This is a genomic window from Curtobacterium sp. PhB130 (assembly GCF_003755165.1).
Classification (GTDB): Bacteria; Actinomycetota; Actinomycetes; order Actinomycetales; family Microbacteriaceae; genus Curtobacterium.
On the sequence record NZ_RKII01000009.1, the window covers coordinates 107142 to 122987 of the forward strand.

15 protein-coding genes are annotated in these 15846 nt (G+C 75.0%); 9 read left to right on the top strand and 6 right to left on the bottom strand.

All coding sequences use genetic code 11. The features are described 5' to 3' along the window. Window positions 1–422: 422 nt before the first annotated feature. Together EDF24_RS13920 and EDF24_RS13925 are read right to left on the bottom strand one after the other, a co-directional pair. Window positions 423–2474: a carboxypeptidase regulatory-like domain-containing protein gene (locus tag EDF24_RS13920; RefSeq protein ID WP_123703626.1), complete on the bottom strand. Its 2052-nt coding sequence runs from the start codon at window positions 2472–2474 to the stop codon at window positions 423–425. 47 nt (window positions 2475–2521) lie between these two features. After that, a complete protein-coding gene (locus EDF24_RS13925; RefSeq protein ID WP_123703628.1) occupies window positions 2522–3019 on the bottom strand; it encodes an NUDIX domain-containing protein in 498 nt (165 codons plus the stop codon). Window positions 3020–3042: 23 nt separating this feature from the next. Here EDF24_RS13925 and EDF24_RS13930 point away from each other — a divergent pair, with 23 nt between their 5' ends. Both EDF24_RS13930 and EDF24_RS13935 read left to right on the top strand, forming a co-directional pair. Beyond that, on the top strand, window positions 3043–3906 hold the full coding sequence (locus EDF24_RS13930; RefSeq protein ID WP_123703630.1) for an alpha/beta fold hydrolase: 864 nt from the start codon (window positions 3043–3045) through the stop codon (window positions 3904–3906). Between the two features lie 59 nt (window positions 3907–3965). Beyond that, entirely contained in the window at window positions 3966–4892 is a 927-nt protein-coding gene (locus EDF24_RS13935; protein WP_123703632.1) for a universal stress protein, read from the top strand. Window positions 4893–4899: 7 nt separating this feature from the next. On the opposite strand, the gene EDF24_RS13940 is transcribed toward EDF24_RS13935, so the two are convergent. The 3 genes from EDF24_RS13940 to EDF24_RS13950 form a co-directional block, all read right to left on the bottom strand. Further along, complete coding sequence (locus EDF24_RS13940) at window positions 4900–5901, bottom strand: SGNH/GDSL hydrolase family protein (RefSeq protein WP_185021674.1); 1002 nt, start codon at window positions 5899–5901, stop codon at window positions 4900–4902. A gap of 112 nt (window positions 5902–6013) precedes the next feature. After that, the gene (locus tag EDF24_RS13945) at window positions 6014–6370 is read right to left on the bottom strand and encodes a PRC-barrel domain-containing protein (protein ID WP_123653410.1); all 357 of its coding nucleotides are present in this window, start codon (window positions 6368–6370) and stop codon (window positions 6014–6016) included. Between the two features lie 46 nt (window positions 6371–6416). After that, window positions 6417–7439, bottom strand: a complete 1023-nt coding sequence (locus EDF24_RS13950) for a glycosyltransferase family 9 protein (protein WP_123703636.1) — start codon at window positions 7437–7439, stop codon at window positions 6417–6419. A gap of 116 nt (window positions 7440–7555) precedes the next feature. Here EDF24_RS13950 and EDF24_RS13955 point away from each other — a divergent pair, with 116 nt between their 5' ends. The 7 genes from EDF24_RS13955 to EDF24_RS13985 all read left to right on the top strand — a co-directional run bounded on the left by EDF24_RS13955 (window position 7556) and on the right by EDF24_RS13985 (window position 14500). After that, window positions 7556–8107: an HAD-IIIA family hydrolase gene (locus tag EDF24_RS13955; protein ID WP_123703638.1), complete on the top strand. Its 552-nt coding sequence runs from the start codon at window positions 7556–7558 to the stop codon at window positions 8105–8107. Continuing rightward, window positions 8104–9237, top strand: a complete 1134-nt coding sequence (locus tag EDF24_RS13960; protein WP_123703640.1) for a glycosyltransferase family 9 protein — start codon at window positions 8104–8106, stop codon at window positions 9235–9237. Before EDF24_RS13955 ends, EDF24_RS13960 begins: the two co-directional genes overlap by 4 nt. Before the next feature lie 53 nt (window positions 9238–9290). Beyond that, window positions 9291–10289: a glycosyltransferase gene (locus EDF24_RS13965; protein WP_123703642.1), complete on the top strand. Its 999-nt coding sequence runs from the start codon at window positions 9291–9293 to the stop codon at window positions 10287–10289. Next, window positions 10286–11587, top strand: a complete 1302-nt coding sequence (locus tag EDF24_RS13970) for a glycosyltransferase (protein ID WP_123703644.1) — start codon at window positions 10286–10288, stop codon at window positions 11585–11587. The genes EDF24_RS13965 and EDF24_RS13970 overlap by 4 nt, the downstream gene beginning before the upstream one ends. Next, window positions 11584–12231 (top strand): SIS domain-containing protein, encoded by a 648-nt coding sequence (locus EDF24_RS13975; protein WP_207909653.1) that lies wholly within the window; start codon window positions 11584–11586, stop codon window positions 12229–12231. The genes EDF24_RS13970 and EDF24_RS13975 overlap by 4 nt, the downstream gene beginning before the upstream one ends. Next, the gene (locus tag EDF24_RS13980; RefSeq protein WP_123703646.1) at window positions 12228–13709 is read left to right on the top strand and encodes a PfkB family carbohydrate kinase; all 1482 of its coding nucleotides are present in this window, start codon (window positions 12228–12230) and stop codon (window positions 13707–13709) included. The genes EDF24_RS13975 and EDF24_RS13980 overlap by 4 nt, the downstream gene beginning before the upstream one ends. Window positions 13710–13795: 86 nt before the next feature. Further along, the gene (locus tag EDF24_RS13985; RefSeq protein WP_123653403.1) at window positions 13796–14500 is read left to right on the top strand and encodes an SDR family oxidoreductase; all 705 of its coding nucleotides are present in this window, start codon (window positions 13796–13798) and stop codon (window positions 14498–14500) included. A 95-nt stretch (window positions 14501–14595) separates the two neighbouring features. Here EDF24_RS13985 and EDF24_RS13990 read toward each other — a convergent pair whose 3' ends face one another. Then, window positions 14596–15684, bottom strand: a complete 1089-nt coding sequence (locus tag EDF24_RS13990) for a glycosyltransferase family 9 protein (RefSeq protein ID WP_123703648.1) — start codon at window positions 15682–15684, stop codon at window positions 14596–14598. Between the last annotated feature and the right edge of the window lie 162 nt (window positions 15685–15846).

A 15846-nucleotide genomic window follows, 5' to 3' on the forward strand; every position in this document is an offset into this window, starting at 1 on the left:
CGGGCGCGCGGGGGCGGGGCAGGGCGGCGCGGGAGGCGCGGCGGGCTCGGGAACTGATCCGGAACGACATGGTCGCTGTCGTCGGACAGCGGCCATGTCGTTCATTGCGCACGCGGGTCGTTGCGCACGCGGGGCAGCGACGAGTGCGCTGTCGTACGACAGCGCACTCGTCGTTCCGCGTGTGGTCGCCTCCGGGGCAGCAGCCGCCGGCGCGCGGCCGCGGCGCGCACGGAGTGGGCGCGTGCGGCCCGGCACCGCGGCGGCAGCCGCGCTCGCGGCCGGCGCCGCGACGGCAGCGCGCCACGGAATCGACACGGCACCACGGGATCCCGTGGTGCCGTGTCGAATTCCTCGTGCGGTGCGGTGCGGTGCCGCGGCGGCGGGCGGTGCGGCGGCGCGCGGTGCGGCAGTGCGGCAGCGCGTCAGTCCTGCAAGTGCTCCGTGCGGCGGCGGTTGCGCGCGGCCCGGAAGGTGAGCAGCCCGGCACCGAGGAGCACCAGCACGCCGGCTGCGATGGCCGCCGGGCCGATGTCGGCCCCCGTGTACGCCAGGGCACCGGTGGAGCCGGAGCCACCGCCCGACGAGGACACCGGCACCGTGGTCGGTGACGACGTCGGCGTGGGCGTCGGCGTCGGGGTGGACGTCGGCGGCGGGGTCACCGCGGCGGCCGGGACCACGAGGGCGAGCGGCACGCCCGAACCCGTCGCGGGCGTCGTGATCGTCACAGGATCACCTGCGCCGTCCCCTGTGCCCGCGACGATGGTGTACTCCGTCTCCGCCGCGAGCCCGGTGAGTGTGAAGGTCCCGTCGGCACCCGTCGTGGTGGTGACGGGAGCGCCGGCCTCCGGGTCCGTCGGGGTGGCCGTGACGGGGATGCCCGCAGCGGGATCGCCGTTCGAGTCCGTCACGGTACCCGGCTGGGACACGGTGACGGGGACGGGTGCGACCGGGGACGTGAACGGGAAGTCGACGGTCGCGGACCCCGAGGTCGCGTCGGCGGGACGCGAGACGAGTCCGGTGGCCCCGTCAGCGGGGGTGACGGTCCGGACCGTGTAGCCGCCGGGGACAGTTGTGAACGAGTACGAGCCATCGGCCGCGGTGATGGTGCTCCCGACGACGGTTGTGCCGTCGAGCAGCTCGACGACGGTCCCCGCCGCCACCGGAGCCCCGTCGAGCGTGACGGTGCCGGAGATCGTCGCGACCGCGGCGGCCGGCGCGACGATGGGGTCGGGTTCGACCGGCGCTGCACCCGATTCGCCGGTGGTGATCACGACGGGGTCGGCTCCACCGACGGAGACGCCGAGTTCGGTCTCGGCGGGCAGCCCGGAGGCGGTGTAGACCCCGTCGCTGTTCGTCGTGGTCTCGACCAGGGTCGACCCGTCGGACGGGTCGATGATGACGACCGGGACGTCGGCCACGGGGTTGTCGTCCTCGTCGACGACGGTACCGATCACGGACGCGGTGCCCGTCGGTGCCACGAAGGCACGGTCAGCGGTGCCGTCGGCCCCGACGAGCGAGACCGTCGCCGTCTGGTCGATGGGTGTCGCCCCGTCCGGCGGGGTGACCACCACGGTGTACCCGGCGATCTGCGGGAGCGACGGGAACGAGTACGTGCCGTCGGCCGCGGTGGTCGTGGTGTAAACAGTCCCGCGCGGCGCCGTGACGGTGACCGTCGCGCCGGGGATCGGGGTGCCGTCGAGCGTCGCGGTGCCGGTGAGCGCCGCCGTCCGGGAGGCGAACCAGGTCTGGTAGACGGGGAACCCGCTGCGCGCCTGGTACGTGATGGTCAGTGAGTCGAGCGGGACCGTCGGCGTGAACCAGGCGGTGGCGCCGGAGGTGTCGTTCGCCTGGACGTTGCCGACGAGCAGCCCGGCCGTCGAGGACACGTTGTACGACGGGACGTCCGACCCGGCGGGCACGTTGCCCGGGTCGGCGGGGCAGGACCATCCGCCGACCGAGACGGTGGAGCACGAGTTGTAGGAGCCCTGGTACCCGAGCTGGGCTCCGGTCGCCACCCCGCCGCCCTGCACCGTGGCGGTGATCGTCGCCTGGTCGGCGTCGATGTCCCCGAGGACGAAGGACCAGCTGCCGGCGGGCGTCGGTGTCGCGAACGTGTAGGTCGTCGTCGACGCCGCGGCCGCGGTGGGCGAGTCGCTGTTCGGGCGCTGGTTGATGTAGGTGTTCCCGCGGCTCGAGCCGTAGCGGGCACCGGGACCGGTCGACGCCCCCTGCCACGTCGACGCACCGCTGATCACGGTCGTCTGGCGGGAGTTCGACGTGAACGTGGTGTCCGGGAACCCGGGCATCGTCATCGTCCCCGTGTACGCCTTGTTCGTGCCGCTGACGGTGAAGTCACCCCACTGCCCGACCGGTGCCGCGGATGCGCTGGTCGCTCCCCCCAGTGCGAGCCCTGCTCCGAGGACGATCCCGGTCAACCCGGCCACGACCACTCGACGACGACGCCACTGACGCATGCGTGCTCCCCTGCTCGCGCGCCGGTGTGCCACAGCGCTCGCTCAGGCTAACCAGCATCCGCGGGATCGGGCCAGATCGAGACGTCCTCGTGACGAAGCAGGGCCAGCGCGTCGAGCGCCGGGACCTGCCCCGCGACCAGCATCGACCGTGCGGCGTCCACCGGCACCCACCGGGCGTCGTCGACCTCCGGGACCTCGACGAACCGCCCGGACCCGCGCGGCAGCTCGAGCCGCACGGTGTTCGAGTGGACCGCGGACACCGAGAACTCCGGCGCAGCGCCCGCGAACACCGTGACCCGCTTGCCGGACGACTGCCGGAACTCCCCGAGCAGCTCGTAGTGCACGTCGGGTGGGGCGACCCCGATCTCCTCGGCGAACTCCCGCACGGCGGCGTCCAGCGGGGGCTCGTCCGCCGAGAACTCCCCCTTCGGGATGGACCACGCCCGTGGCCGTCGCTTCCAGAAGGGTCCGCCCATGTGCGCGACGAACACCTCGAGCCCGGACGCGCCGGTCCGGTACAGCAGCAGTCCCGCACTCCGCACCACGCCGGCAGACTACGCTCGCCGCCATGCACGCGATCCGGCTCAGCGACGAGCGCACGGTCCACGTCGACGACAGCGGCCAACCCGAAACCGGCCAACCCGAAACCAGCCCAGTCGAAACCGGCCCAGCCGCGCCCACACTCGTGTGGCACCACGAGACCCCGCACACCGGCAGGCACCTCGCCCCGGTCCTCGCCGCCGCCACCGCCCGCGGCATCCGTCTGGTCGCCCTCACCCGCCCCGGCTTCGGCGGCGCCGACCCCCTCCCCGGCCGCACGGTCGCCGACGGCGCCCGCGACCTCGAGCAGGTCCTCGACGCGCTCGGCATCGACCGCGTCGCCACCATCGGCGGCTCCGGCGGCGGCCCGCACGCCCTCGCTGCCGCGGCCCTGCTGCCGGACCGCGTCTCCGCGGTCGCCACCTTCGCCTCCCCCGCCCCGTTCGTCGACACGCCGGCCTGGTGGGCGGGCATGGCCGACGACGGCGGCCTCCGTTCGGCACGATCCGGACGGGAGGCGCGACTCACCTGGGCGGAGACGGCCGGCTTCGACCCGGCGCAGTTCACCGACGCGGACTGGGCAGCCCTCGACGGCGAGTGGGCGGCGCTGGGTCAGGACGCGCAGGCCGCGGGGCCGACGGGGAGCGAGGGCGCCGCGGACGACGACCTGGCGTTCGTGACGGACTGGGGCTTCGCGCTGTCGGACGTCCGGGTCCCGGTGCTCGTGGAGCAGGGTGTCGAGGACCGGGTGATACCACTCGCGCACGGCCGGATGCTCGCGGCCGGGCTGCCCGACGCGACCTTCCACGAGCGGCCGGACGCCGGGCACATCGCCGTCCTCGCAGGTGTTCCGCAGGCGATGGACTGGTTGCTCGGCACCCTGCGGGAGTAGCTTCGCGCCAGGAGCGCCACCTGACGCCCCGGCGGATCTCGACGAGGAGGTCGATCGGGATGGACGAGCACTGGAGAACGGTCACGTTGGCGGCGGACGCGGCGCGTCCCCACGAAGAGGCCATCGCCTGGGTCGCGGCACGCGCCGGGACCGGGATCGAGCACGTCCGCGTGGTCGGGGTCGACCCGGCGCTCGAGGGTCGTGTCGGGTCGGACGGCAAACGCGTGGCGGAGCACGTCGCGGACGAGACCCGCGACGCCCTGCCCGGGGTCGACGTCGCGATCGTGCGGCACGCGGGTCCCCTGGACGCCGCACTGGTGCGGGAGTCGGACGCGGGCGACCTGCTCGTCGTCGGGACCTTCCGGAGCCGCCGCGGTTCCACGGCCGGCAACGGTCCTGCCCGGGTCGCCGAACGGTCAGCGGTGCCGACCGTGGTGGTGCCGGACGGTCCGCACCCGATCGACGGTGACGTGGTCCTCGCGGTGGAGGAACCGCTCGACGAGCGCGCGGTGGCCATCGCCGTCGACGAGGCCCGACGGCGGCACCGCCGGTTGACGGTCCTCCGGGCGTGGGAGATGCCGGTGCTGACCCGGACCGGGCTCACCGACTTCGCCGAGGACCCGCTCCGCTGGCGCCGGCAGAACGAGGCGCTCCTGCAGCGTGCGACCGCCGTGCTGGCGGCCCGCTACCCGGACGTCCGGGTCCGACCGCTCCTGGTCGAGGGGCACCCCGGACGGGCCATTGCGGCGCACACCAGGCAGGCCTCCCTCGTGGTGCTCGGGCAGGGACACGTGCACGTGCTCTCGGGTTCGGTGCTGCACGACGTCCTCCGCGCAACGGTGTCACCGGTCTGCGTCGTCCCGCCGAGCGCGCACGAGGCGGCCGCGAGCACTGCAGCAGCGGACAGTGCAACAGCCGGCAGTGCAACAGCCGGCGGTGCAGCAGCGACCGACGCCGCGCCGGACGACGAGGAGGTCCCCGCCTGACCCGACCTCAGCCCGCCAGGCTCCGCACCGCGGACTCGACACGGCGGGTCAGGTAGGCGACGCCGCGGGTGTTCGGGTGCAGCGCCCCGGGTTCGAGGTCGATGCGGCGCAGGCCGTTCGCGGAGTCGAGCGTCACGCCCGAGACGTACGGGCGCTTCGTCGCGCACGCCGACCGGGCCTGCGTCGACGCGAACAGGTCGACGTACCGGACGCCGGCGGCTGCGGCGGCGGACTTCGCGACGTCGTTCAGCTCCTCCTGCACGCCGTGCAGGTACCGCACGTCGGTGTTGGTGAACGGGTACGAGTTCGCCGGGAACGCGCCGGTGAGCGTGCCGATGTCGAGCGCGGACCGGAAGCACCCCTTCGCCGGGGTGTGCGCGGCGTCCGGGAAGATGGCCGGGTACCCGAGGAACACGATCCGGGCGTTCGGCGCGGCCTGCCGGATCGCGGCGAGGGTGCCCGCGATGCCGAGGGCGACGCGCGACTGGATCTTCGCGCCGAGCTGGTCCACGCCGTCCTGCACGAGGGTGCTCCGGCAGGACGGGGCGTCGCGCCCGGAGAACACCGGCCCCTTCGCGGAGAGCGCGAGGCAGGACGCCGCGGTGCCGAAGATGTCCGCGTCGTTGCCGCCGATCGTCAGTGTGACGAGCCGGGTGGTGTCGGAGAGCGCCTCGATCTGCGGCGGGACGCCCTTGAACTGGTGCCCGGTGGTGATGTCGGAGCTCGTCGCTCCGCCGCACGTGACGTCGTGCAGCGCGAGCCCGAACCGGGCCGCGATCCGGTGCGGGTAGTCCTGGGCCGACTGCCCGCACGCGGTGACCGGCAGGCCGGTCGGGTCGTCGAGACCGTACCCGGCCGAGTACGAGTCGCCGAGGGCCACGTACTCGCTGCCCGCGGCGATCCCGTCGAGCTGCTCCACCGGTTCGCTCGTCGCCCGGTACGGCTGCGGGACCGGCCAGAGCGGCGCCGCCTCCGCCGCGGTCGGTTGCAGGGACCCGGCGGCGAGCACGCCGAGGACCGCCAGTGCGGCGAGCAGCGTCGAACGGACGGAGCGGAGCAGGGCGGTACCTCGGGAGTGCGGAGCGGTCGGACGGGAAGGGATCAGGCTAGTGCCGTCCCCCTCAACGTCGGCCGAGTCGACGCTCTCCCCCGCTGCCGGTCTGGTACTGGAGGCCGTAGTGGGCGTACAGGTCCGGCTCGGCGGCGGCGTCGAGCTCACCGTCGGTGGGGATCGACGGCGCGTCCTTGACGACCTTCTTGCCGAAGGTCACCCGCAGGTTCTTCGGGGTCACGGTGGCGCCGACGAGCGGGACGAAGACGAGCTTCTGGAACCCGACGAGCCCCGTCGTGAGCGCGCCGAACGCCGGCTCCGAGGTCGCGGTGTCGTAGTAGATGCTCTCGAGGGTCCCGACCTTGTCGTCGCTCTCGTCGACGACCGGCAGGCCGATCCAGTCCCGGATGTTGGCCGCTTCGAACACGGTGCTCCCTCCACGGCGCCGGTCGTTCCGGCCCGTCCTCCCGACGCTACTGGTCGACGCTCGCCGCTGCCCGAGCGCCCGCGGCGTCCGGACCGGCACCCGCGCCGGAACCGGCCGGCACCACGCCGAGCCCGTCGACGGCCGCGAGCACGTCCACCGCGTGCACGGCGAGGATCGCGGGGTCCGGCTCCTCGGAGAAGACGTCGCCGCGACGGACCGACGCGTCGGTCAGCACCACGTGCGGACCGGACGCCGGCGGTCCCCACGCCTCGGGCGGCGCCGGGCCGAAGAGGACGACCGACGGGATGCCGTACGCGGAGGCGAGGTGGGCCGCACCGGTGTCCACCGTGACGACGACCCGGGCGGCGGCGACCACCGCGGCGAACGGCTGCAGGTCGAGGACGCCAGCCAGGACCGCCTCCGGCGGCAGCCCGGCCGCGTCGGCGACCGCGGCCGCCCGCGCCACGTCAGCCGAGCCTCCCGTCAGGACCACGTCGTGCCCGCGCTGACGGAGCCCGCGCACCACCTCGGCGAAGCGGTCCACCGGCCAGTGCCGCGCGCCGTGGAAGGCGCCCACGTGCACGACCGCCGCGCCGTCGACCACCGGCGGCTCCGTCGGACGGTCGATCGCGACGTCGTCCGCGTCGGCCGGGATGTCGTACGCGCGGAGCAGCCGCACCCAGCGCTCGCGCTCGTTGACGGGGCCGTCCTCCCAGGACGGACCACCCTCACCGTGGTGGATCGTCCGTCGTGCGCCGAGCGCCGCGACGAGGTCCTCGGACTCCGGACCGGCGCCGTGCAGGTTGACCGCGACGTCGGTGACCCCGGCCGGGACGCCGATCGGGTGGTCGAAGCCCTGCTGCGCGAGGTGTACGTCCACGGCCGGGACCAACGCGACGACCGGCGCGAGCCAGGCCGTCGTGGCGAGGCTGATCCGGTGGTCGGGGAAGGCACGGCGGAGCGCGCGGAGCGCGGGGACGGCGACGAGCAGGTCGCCGAGCTTGATGGCGCGGAGCACCACGAGCTCGGGGCGGCCGTCGGAGGGCGGGAGGGCATCGAGGGCGGTCACGCGGCCGACGGTAGCCGCCGCCGACCGGACGCGCCCGGCCCGTCGCGCTCCGGGGCCTTCGCGCTCCTGGGCCTTCCTGCTCCGCCGCCCGGCCGGTCCCGGGTAGAACCTGGGCCATGGCTCTCTCCGTGGACCGCGTCGTCGGCGGTCTCCTCTTCGACCGTGACGACACGCTGATCATCGACGTGCCGTACAACGCGGACCCGCACCGGGTGGTGCCGGTCCCCGGCGCCCGTCGCGCCGTCGAGCGTGCCCGGGCGGCGGGGCTGCCGGTCGGCGTCGTGACGAACCAGTCCGTGATCGCCCGCGGCGGAGCCACCCGCGCCGAGGTGGACGCGACGAACGCCCGCGTGGACGAGCTCGTCGGGCCGTTCGACGTCTGGTGCGTCTGCCCGCACGGCCCCGAGGACGACTGCCCCTGCCGGAAGCCCCGCCCGGGACTCGTGCTCGAGGCGTCCGAGCGGCTCGGCGTCCCGGTGGCGGTGCTCGTCGTGATCGGGGACATCGGCGCGGACGTCGGCGCCGCCGCCGCCGCCGGTGCCCAGGCGATCCTGGTGCCCACCCCGCGGACCCGCCGCGAGGAGATCGACGCTGCCGAGACGGTCGCCGACACGATCGAGGAGGCCGTGGCGCTGGCACTGCAGCGGGTCGCGACGACCAGGCCATGAGCGACGACCACGGCAGGAGCGGCGACCCCGTGCGCGACGACCAGCCCCGGGTCCTCGTCGCCCGGCTCGACTCCTTCGGCGACGTCCTGGTCACCGGCCCCGCCGTCCGCGCCGTGGCCGCCGGAGCGTCCCACGTGACCATGCTCTGCGGCCCTCAGGGCGCCCCGGCCGCCGCGCTGCTCCCCGGCATCGACCGCGTCCGGGTCTGGGCAGCGCCGTGGGTGACGGAGACAGCCCGTCCGCTCGACGGCGCCGTCCTCGCCGAGTTCCGCGCACTCGTCGCCGAGGAGCGCATCGACGAGGCCGTCGTCCTCACCTCCTTCCACCAGTCGCCGCTGCCGCTCGCGATGCTGCTCCGCCTCGCGGGGGTCCCCCGGGTCTCCGGCGCGTCCGTCGACCACCCCGGCTCGCTCCTCGACGTCCGGCTGCGTCCGGGCGAGGACCTCCCCGAGGACATCCCCGAACCGGAGCGCGCGCTGCGGATCGCGGAGGCGGCCGGGTTCCCGCTGCCGCCGGACGACGACGGGAGGCTCGGTGTCCGACACGACGCCGTCGCACCGGTCGAGGTGGTCGCGCTGGGCCGGTACGTGGTCGTCCACCCCGGCGCGAGCGTCCCGGCGCGGTCCTGGCCGCCGGAGCACCACCGCGCGCTGGTCGCCGTGTACGCGGAACTCGGCGTCCCGGTGGTCGTCACCGGGTCCCCCGGGGAGCGCGCGCTGACCGCCGAGGTCGCCGCCGGCGGTGCCGGTTCCGCGACGCCGGTGCTCGACCTCGGTGGGCGGACGTCCCCGGCGGAGCTCGCCGCGGTGCTGGCCGGCGCCGAGGTCGTCGTCGTGGGCAACACCGGTCCGGCGCACCTCGCCGCCGCGGTCGGCGCCCGGATCGTCAGCTTGTTCTCCCCCGTGGTGCCGGCGGCGAAGTGGGCGCCGGACGCCGAGCACGTCGAACTGCTCGGTGATCAGGGCGCCGCGTGCCGGCTCAGTCGTGCCCGGGAGTGCCCGGTCCCGGGGCACCCGTGCCTGTCGTCGGTGACCCCGGAGGACGTCCTCGCGGCGCACGAACGCCTGCTCGAACGCGCTCCGCGGATGAACGGGAGCAGTCTGCGAAGCGGCCCAGAGAGCGCTGCGTAGCGTCCGGCACTGCTCCTCCCCCTCCTCCTCCTCGTCACACCGAAAGGGACTGCATGCGCATCCTCGTCTGGCACGTGCACGGCGGCTGGATGGACGCCTTCGTCCGAGGCCGGCACGAGTACCTCGTCCCGACCACCCCGGCGCGCGACGCATGGGGGCTCGGGACCGGGGGACGCGACTGGCCGAACGTGGTCGAGATCGCCCCGGAGGACCTGGCCGACGCCGACGTGGACCTCGTCGTGCTGCAGCGGACCGAGGAGGCCGAGGTCGCGAGGTCGCTCCTCGGCGGCCGCGACGTGCCCACCGTCTTCGTCGAGCACAACGCCCCACGGGTCGACGTGCCGAACAGCCTGCACCCGTTCCGCGACCGGGACGACCTGACGATCGCGCACGTGACGCACTGGAACGCCCTGATGTGGGACTGCGGCGCCGCCCGGACCACCGTCGTCGAGCACGGTGTCGTCGACCCCGGCCCGCTGTACACCGGGCGGCTCGAGCGCTTCGGCGCGGTGATCAACGAACCCGTCCGCCGGAACCGCGTCGTCGGCACCGACCTGCTCCCCCGGTTCGCCGAGGTCGCCCCCGTCGACGTCTTCGGCATGGGGACCGAACACCTCGCCGACCTCGGACACGGGGACCGGCTCGTCGGGCTCGGCGACGTCAAGCCCGACCCGATGCACGCGGCGCTCGCCGACCGGCGCGCGTACCTGCACCCGAACCGCTGGACCTCGCTCGGGCTCTCCCTGATCGAGGCGATGCACATGGCGATGCCGGTCCTGGTCCTCGCGACGACCGACGCGGTGCGCACCGTGCCCGCCGGTGCCGGCGCGATCGGGACCGACGTGGCGGAGCTGACCCGGGCCTCCCGGCTGCTCGTCGACGACCCGGACGAGGCGCGCCGTCGCGGAGCCGTCGCCCGCGAAGCCGCGCTCGCACGCCACTCGCTCGGACGGTTCCTCGGGGACTGGGACGAGCTCCTCGACGACGTCGTGACGCGCCACCGGCGCGCGCGGCGGACCCCGAGTCCCACTCTGGAAGGGAGCACCCGATGAAGATCGCGATGGTCTCCGAACACGCCAGCCCGCTCGCCGTGCTCGGCGGTGTCGACGCCGGCGGACAGAACGTGCACGTCGCCGCACTCTCCGGCACGCTCGCGGACCGCGGCCACCAGGTGACGGTGTACACGCGGCGCGACGACGCCTCCCTGCCCGCCCGCGTGATGCTGCGCCCCGGCGTCGAGGTCGTGCACGTCGACGCCGGGCCCGCGCGCTCGGTCCCGAAGGACGAGCTGTACCCGTACATGGCGACGTTCGCGCAGGTGCTCGCCGCCGAGTGGTTCGTCGACCGGCCCGACGTGGTGCACGGACACTTCTGGATGTCCGGCCACGCGGCGCTCGACGCTGTCACCCAGGTGCAGGCACGCACCGGCGGGACACGGATCCCGATCGTGCAGACCTTCCACGCCCTCGGTGTGGTGAAGCGCCGGCACCAGGGCGCCGCCGACACCAGCCCGGCCGAACGCGAGTGGGTGGAGCCCGCCGTGGGCCGCGGCGTCGACCAGGTCGTCGCGACGTGCTCCGACGAGGCGTTCGAACTCAAGGCGCTCGGCGTCCCGCTGCACGCGATCTCGGTCGTGCCGTGCGGGGTCGACGTCGACCGGTTCCGACCGACCGGGCCCGTCGAGGAGCGCGGCCGGTCCGCGCGGATCCTCACCGCGTCGCGGCTCGTGCGCCGCAAGGGCGTCGGCACCACGATCGCCGCACTCGCCCGTCTGGTCGAAGCCGGTCGCGACGTCGAACTCGTCGTCGTCGGGGGTGCCGGCACCGCGGGCGCCGACCTGGCGGACGACCCGGAGTACCAGCGGCTCGACGCCCTCGCCCGCTCGCTCGGCGTCCGGGACCACGTGTCCTTCCGCGGCCAGCTCGGCCAGGACGCCATGCCAGCGGTCTACCGGAGCGCCGACGTCGTCGTCTGCGCGCCCTGGTACGAGCCGTTCGGCATCGTGCCGCTCGAGGCGATGGCGTGCGGCCGGCCGGTCGTCGCGTCGCAGGTCGGCGGCCTCATCGACACCGTCGTGGAGGACGCGACCGGGATGCACGTGCCGCCGCGGGACGAGGCCGCGGTGGCGGCTGCCGTCGCGGGGCTCCTCGACGACCCCGCGCGGGCAGCGGCGTACGGCGCAGCAGGACGCGCTCGGGTCGAGTCCCGCTACGCGTGGACCAGGGTCGCCGCGGACACCGAGCGGGTGTACGAGCGACTGATCGGCGGCGCGGCCCTCGCGCCCAGGACGTCGGGCCGGGGCGCACACGCCAGCCGGTCCGTCCGTGCGACGGAGAGGACAGCACGATGACGATCGACCAGCACGGAGCCGGGACCGGGACCGCCGGTGCGCTCGGCACCGCCGAGCGGATGAGCGACAGCGCCCGGGCGGTGCTCGACCACATCGCGGCGTCGGTGCCCGTCGTCGCGTCGCTCGTCGACCACCGCGACCACATCGCCGCGTGGGCCGACGACATCGCGTCGCGGCTCGTCGCCGGGCGACGCCTGCTCGCCGCGGGCAACGGCGGATCGGCCGCAGAGGCGCAACACCTGACGTCCGAGCTCACCGGCCGCTTCGACGGGGACCGCCCCGCGTACTCCGCGATCTCCCTGCACGCCGAGACGTCCGCCGTCACCGCGATCGGGAACGACTACGGCTTCGAGGAGGTCTTCGCACGGCAGGTCCGGGCGCACGCCAGGGCGGGGGACGTCGTCGTGCTCCTCAGCACCAGCGGCAAGAGCCCGAACCTGCTGGCCGCGGCTGCGGCGGCACGGGCCGTCGGTGCCCGCTCGCTCGCGATGACCGGGATGCGGCCGAACCCGCTCGCCGACGCCGTCGACGACGCGATCTGCATCGAGGGGCCGTCCGCCAACGTGCAGGAGGCGCAGCTCGTCCTCGTGCACGCGCTCTGCACGGCGATGGAGCCGGCGCTCCGGCGCGGGGGCCGACGATGAGCGGCGCGCAGCGTGCCGGCGCCGGCGGTTCCGGCGCCGGCGGTTCCGGCGCCGGCGGCGCGCAGCGTGCCGCCGCCGGCGGTCCCGGCGCCGCCGCCCGTCTCCGCATCGCGGTCGTCGGGGACACGCTCCTCGACGTCGACGTCAGCGGCACCAGCGAACGACTCAGTCCCGACGCCCCCGTCCCCGTGGTCGACGTCCGCACCGACGACCGCCGCGCGGGTGGAGCCGGCCTCGTCGCGACGATGCTCGCGAAGGACGGCCACGACGTGACCCTCGTCACGGTCCTCGGCGACGACGACCACGCGACGACGATCCGCGGCCTCCTGCCGGACGTCCGCATCGTCGCCGGACCCTCCGGCGTCGCCACCCCCGTGAAGACCCGGGTCCGGGTCGGCGACCACGCCCTCGTCCGCATCGACGAGGGGTGCGACACCCCGCCCGTGCCGTCGGTCACCGACGCCATGACCGCCGCGCTCGACGGTGTCGACGCCGTGATCGTCGCCGACTACGGCCGCGGTGTCGCCGCGGCGCCCGAGCTCCGCGACGCGATCGCCCGCGTCGCCGCACACACCCCCGTCGTCTGGGACCCGCACCCCAAGGGCGCCGACCCCGTCGCCGGGATCGCCGTCGCCACGCCGAACGCCTCCGAGGCCCGCCGCTTCACGGCGATCGGCGGCGAGGGCGTGCCCTTCGCGACCGACGCCGCGGCAGCACTCGTCGCCACGTGGGACATCGGCGCCGTCGCCGTGACGCTCGGCGACCGCGGTGCCCTCGTCGGCCGCCGCACCGCCCGCGGCATGGACAGCCGGTTCTTGCCGGCACCGTCGGTCTCCGCCGGTGACCCGTGCGGCGCCGGCGACCGCCTCGCTGCCGGGGTCGCCGTCGCCCTCGCCGGTGGCGCCGACGTCCCGGACGCGGTCGCCGCCGGGGTCGCCGACGCGTCCGCCTACCTCGCCGCCGGCGGTGTCACGTCGCTGCTGGCCGACGCCGCACCGACCCCCGTCGCCGTGCCCGGAGCCGACCGGGACGCCCTGCGGGTCGTGTACGAGGTCCGGAGCGCCGGCGGGACCGTCGTCGCCACCGGCGGCTGCTTCGACCTGCTGCACGCCGGACACGCACGGACGCTCTCCGCGGCCCGTGCGCTCGGCGACTGCCTGGTCGTCTGCCTGAACTCCGACGACTCGGTCCGGCAGTTGAAGGGTCCGGAGCGGCCCATCATGACGCAGGACGACCGCGTCGAACTGCTCCTCGCGCTGGACTGCGTCGACGCCGTCGTGGTGTTCGACGAGACCACACCCGACGAGGCCCTCCGCCGCTTCCGCCCCGACGTGTGGGCGAAGGGCGGCGACTACACCGCGGACGAACTGCCCGAGGCCCGCACGCTCGCCGAGTGGGGCGGACGGGTCGTCACCGTGCCGTTCCACCCCGGCCGGTCCACGACCCGCCTCGCCTCCGCGCTGGCCGCGGTCGGCTGACCCTGGGCGCGGTCGGCTGACCCTGGCCGCCGTCGGCTGACCCAGCCCGACCGCGTCGCCCCACTCCCCTCCACGAAAGGAACCACATGCCCGTCCCCACCACGCCCATCGGCCGCGTCCTCGTCACCGGCGGCGCCTCCGGACTCGGAGCGGCCGTCGTCGACGCCGTCATCGAGGCCGGCGGCACCCCGATCGTCCTCGACCTCCGGGTCGACGGCGTCGCCGACGGGATCGACGCGGTCGCGGTCGACGTGACGGACACCGCCGCCACCGAGCAGGCCGTCCGCGACGCCGCGGAGCGCCACGGCGGTCTCGACGCCGTCGTCACCGCCGCCGGGATCGACAAGCCCGCCCCGATCGGCGGGCTCTCCGCCACGGACTGGGAGCGCATCGTCGGCGTCAACCTGCTCGGGACCGCCGCCGTCGTCCGCGCGGCGCTCCCCACCCTCGAGGAGCACCACGGCCGCGTCGTGACGATCTCCTCCTCGCTGGCGCTCCGCGGCGTCGGCGACGGCACCGCCTACTCGGCGTCGAAGTTCGGCGTCCGCGGGTTCTCCCAGGCGCTCGCGGCCGAGACCGCCGGCAAGGTCGGCGTCACCAACGTCATCCCGGCCGGGATGCGCACGAACTTCTTCGCCGACCGGACCGAGCAGTACAAGCCGGGACCGGACGCACAGCTCATCGAGCCGTCGTACGTCGCGAACGCGATCCTCTTCGCGCTCGCGCAGCCGGCCGGCTGCGAGATCCGCGAGCTGTCGATCATGCCGGCCACGGAGCCCAGCTGGCCGTGACCCGGTGGTCGCCACCCCACGACGGACGGGAGGCCCGGTGCCAGCTGGTACCGGGCCTCCCGTCCGTCCTGGTGCCCCGTCTCGGGCGGCGGCCGTCAGCGGGTGTGGAGGAGGTCCTCGACCTCGGCGAGGACGCGGTCGGGCGTGACCTCGTCGACGTAGGACGGGTCGTGCTCGCAGCGCTCCGCGGTCCAGCCCACCTGGGTGACGTCGACGCCGCAGACCGGGCAGCGCGTGACGAAGCTCATCAGCACCCGGTGCCGGCCGCGGTCGAGCGGACCGGCGTTGATCACGTTGCCGAACCAGAAGACGCCGACCGTCCTGGCACCCACGGCGAGGGCGATGTGCCGCGGGCCGGAGTCGTCGCCGACCATCACGTCGGCCGCGCCGAGCACCGCCGGCAGCTCGCCGAGCGGCAGCGTCCCGACGAGGTCGTGCAGCCGCGCCGCGCCCGCGGGGCCGACCGCCGCGACGATCGCGGACGCCGCCGGGCGATCCGAGTCGTCGCCGACCAGGACGACGTCGTCACCGGCCTCGATGCGGGCGAGTGCGACGGCGGCGAAGTGCTCGGGGCTCCAGCGACGACGGGGGTCCGTGGCGCCGGGGTGCATGGCGACGAGGTTCCGCGTGACGCCGAGCCGGGAGCGGACCGCGGCGCGTTCCTCGTCGGTGACCGCGACGCGGGGGTCGAGCGTGACGGGGTCGGCGCCCGCGAGCCCGACCACCTCGAGGCCGCGGAGGACCTCGTGCTGGTAGTAGACGTAGCGGACCCAGCGCTCGAGGACCTCGGCGTCCTCGGTCGCGGTGCCCACGGTGTGGCGGGCGCCGAGCCGCAGCAGGAACGGGTTCGAGTTCCGGCCACCGCCGTGCAGCTGCACCGCGAGGTCGAACCGGCCGTGCAGCCGGGCCGAGAACTCGTCGAGGTCGGGGGCGCCCTCGCCGGAGTCCCGGACGCCGGGGGCGACGGGGAGCTCCTCGAAGGCGTGGACGGCGTCCGTCCGGCCCTGCAGCAGGGTCGCGGCGGCCGGGGCGCCGAGCAGCGTCAGGCGTGCCTCGGGGTACGCGGCGGCCAGCGCCTCGATCGCCGGCATCGCGAACATCAGGTCGCCGAGGCCCCCGCCCCGCAGCACCGCGATCTCGCGGATCCCCTCGAACCGTTCGCCGCCGTTGCCGATCCGCACCACGTCCGCGTTCTCCTTCGTCTCGCCTGTCCGGTCCTCCCTGTCTACCGGGACCGAGTCGTGCGCGTCCCCCGGTCGGCCCGGCCTGGCCACCCACCGCGGACCCCGTGACCGTGCCCAGGGAGCGAGGAGCACGGTCTGACTTCCCGCTCCCGACAGCTGTTC

Excerpts from the sequence above, each read along its gene's own strand:
- EDF24_RS13920 (WP_123703626.1), bottom strand. The coding sequence starts at position 2,474 with ATGCGTCAGTGGCGTCGTCGTCGAGTGGTCGTGGCCGGGTTGACCGGG.
- EDF24_RS13930 (WP_123703630.1), top strand. The coding sequence starts at position 3,043 with ATGCACGCGATCCGGCTCAGCGACGAGCGCACGGTCCACGTCGACGAC.
- EDF24_RS13935 (WP_123703632.1), top strand. The coding sequence starts at position 3,966 with ATGGACGAGCACTGGAGAACGGTCACGTTGGCGGCGGACGCGGCGCGT.
- EDF24_RS13955 (WP_123703638.1), top strand. The coding sequence starts at position 7,556 with ATGGCTCTCTCCGTGGACCGCGTCGTCGGCGGTCTCCTCTTCGACCGT.
- EDF24_RS13960 (WP_123703640.1), top strand. The coding sequence starts at position 8,104 with ATGAGCGACGACCACGGCAGGAGCGGCGACCCCGTGCGCGACGACCAG.
- EDF24_RS13965 (WP_123703642.1), top strand. The coding sequence starts at position 9,291 with ATGCGCATCCTCGTCTGGCACGTGCACGGCGGCTGGATGGACGCCTTC.
- EDF24_RS13970 (WP_123703644.1), top strand. The coding sequence starts at position 10,286 with ATGAAGATCGCGATGGTCTCCGAACACGCCAGCCCGCTCGCCGTGCTC.
- EDF24_RS13975 (WP_207909653.1), top strand. The coding sequence starts at position 11,584 with ATGACGATCGACCAGCACGGAGCCGGGACCGGGACCGCCGGTGCGCTC.
- EDF24_RS13980 (WP_123703646.1), top strand. The coding sequence starts at position 12,228 with ATGAGCGGCGCGCAGCGTGCCGGCGCCGGCGGTTCCGGCGCCGGCGGT.
- EDF24_RS13985 (WP_123653403.1), top strand. The coding sequence starts at position 13,796 with ATGCCCGTCCCCACCACGCCCATCGGCCGCGTCCTCGTCACCGGCGGC.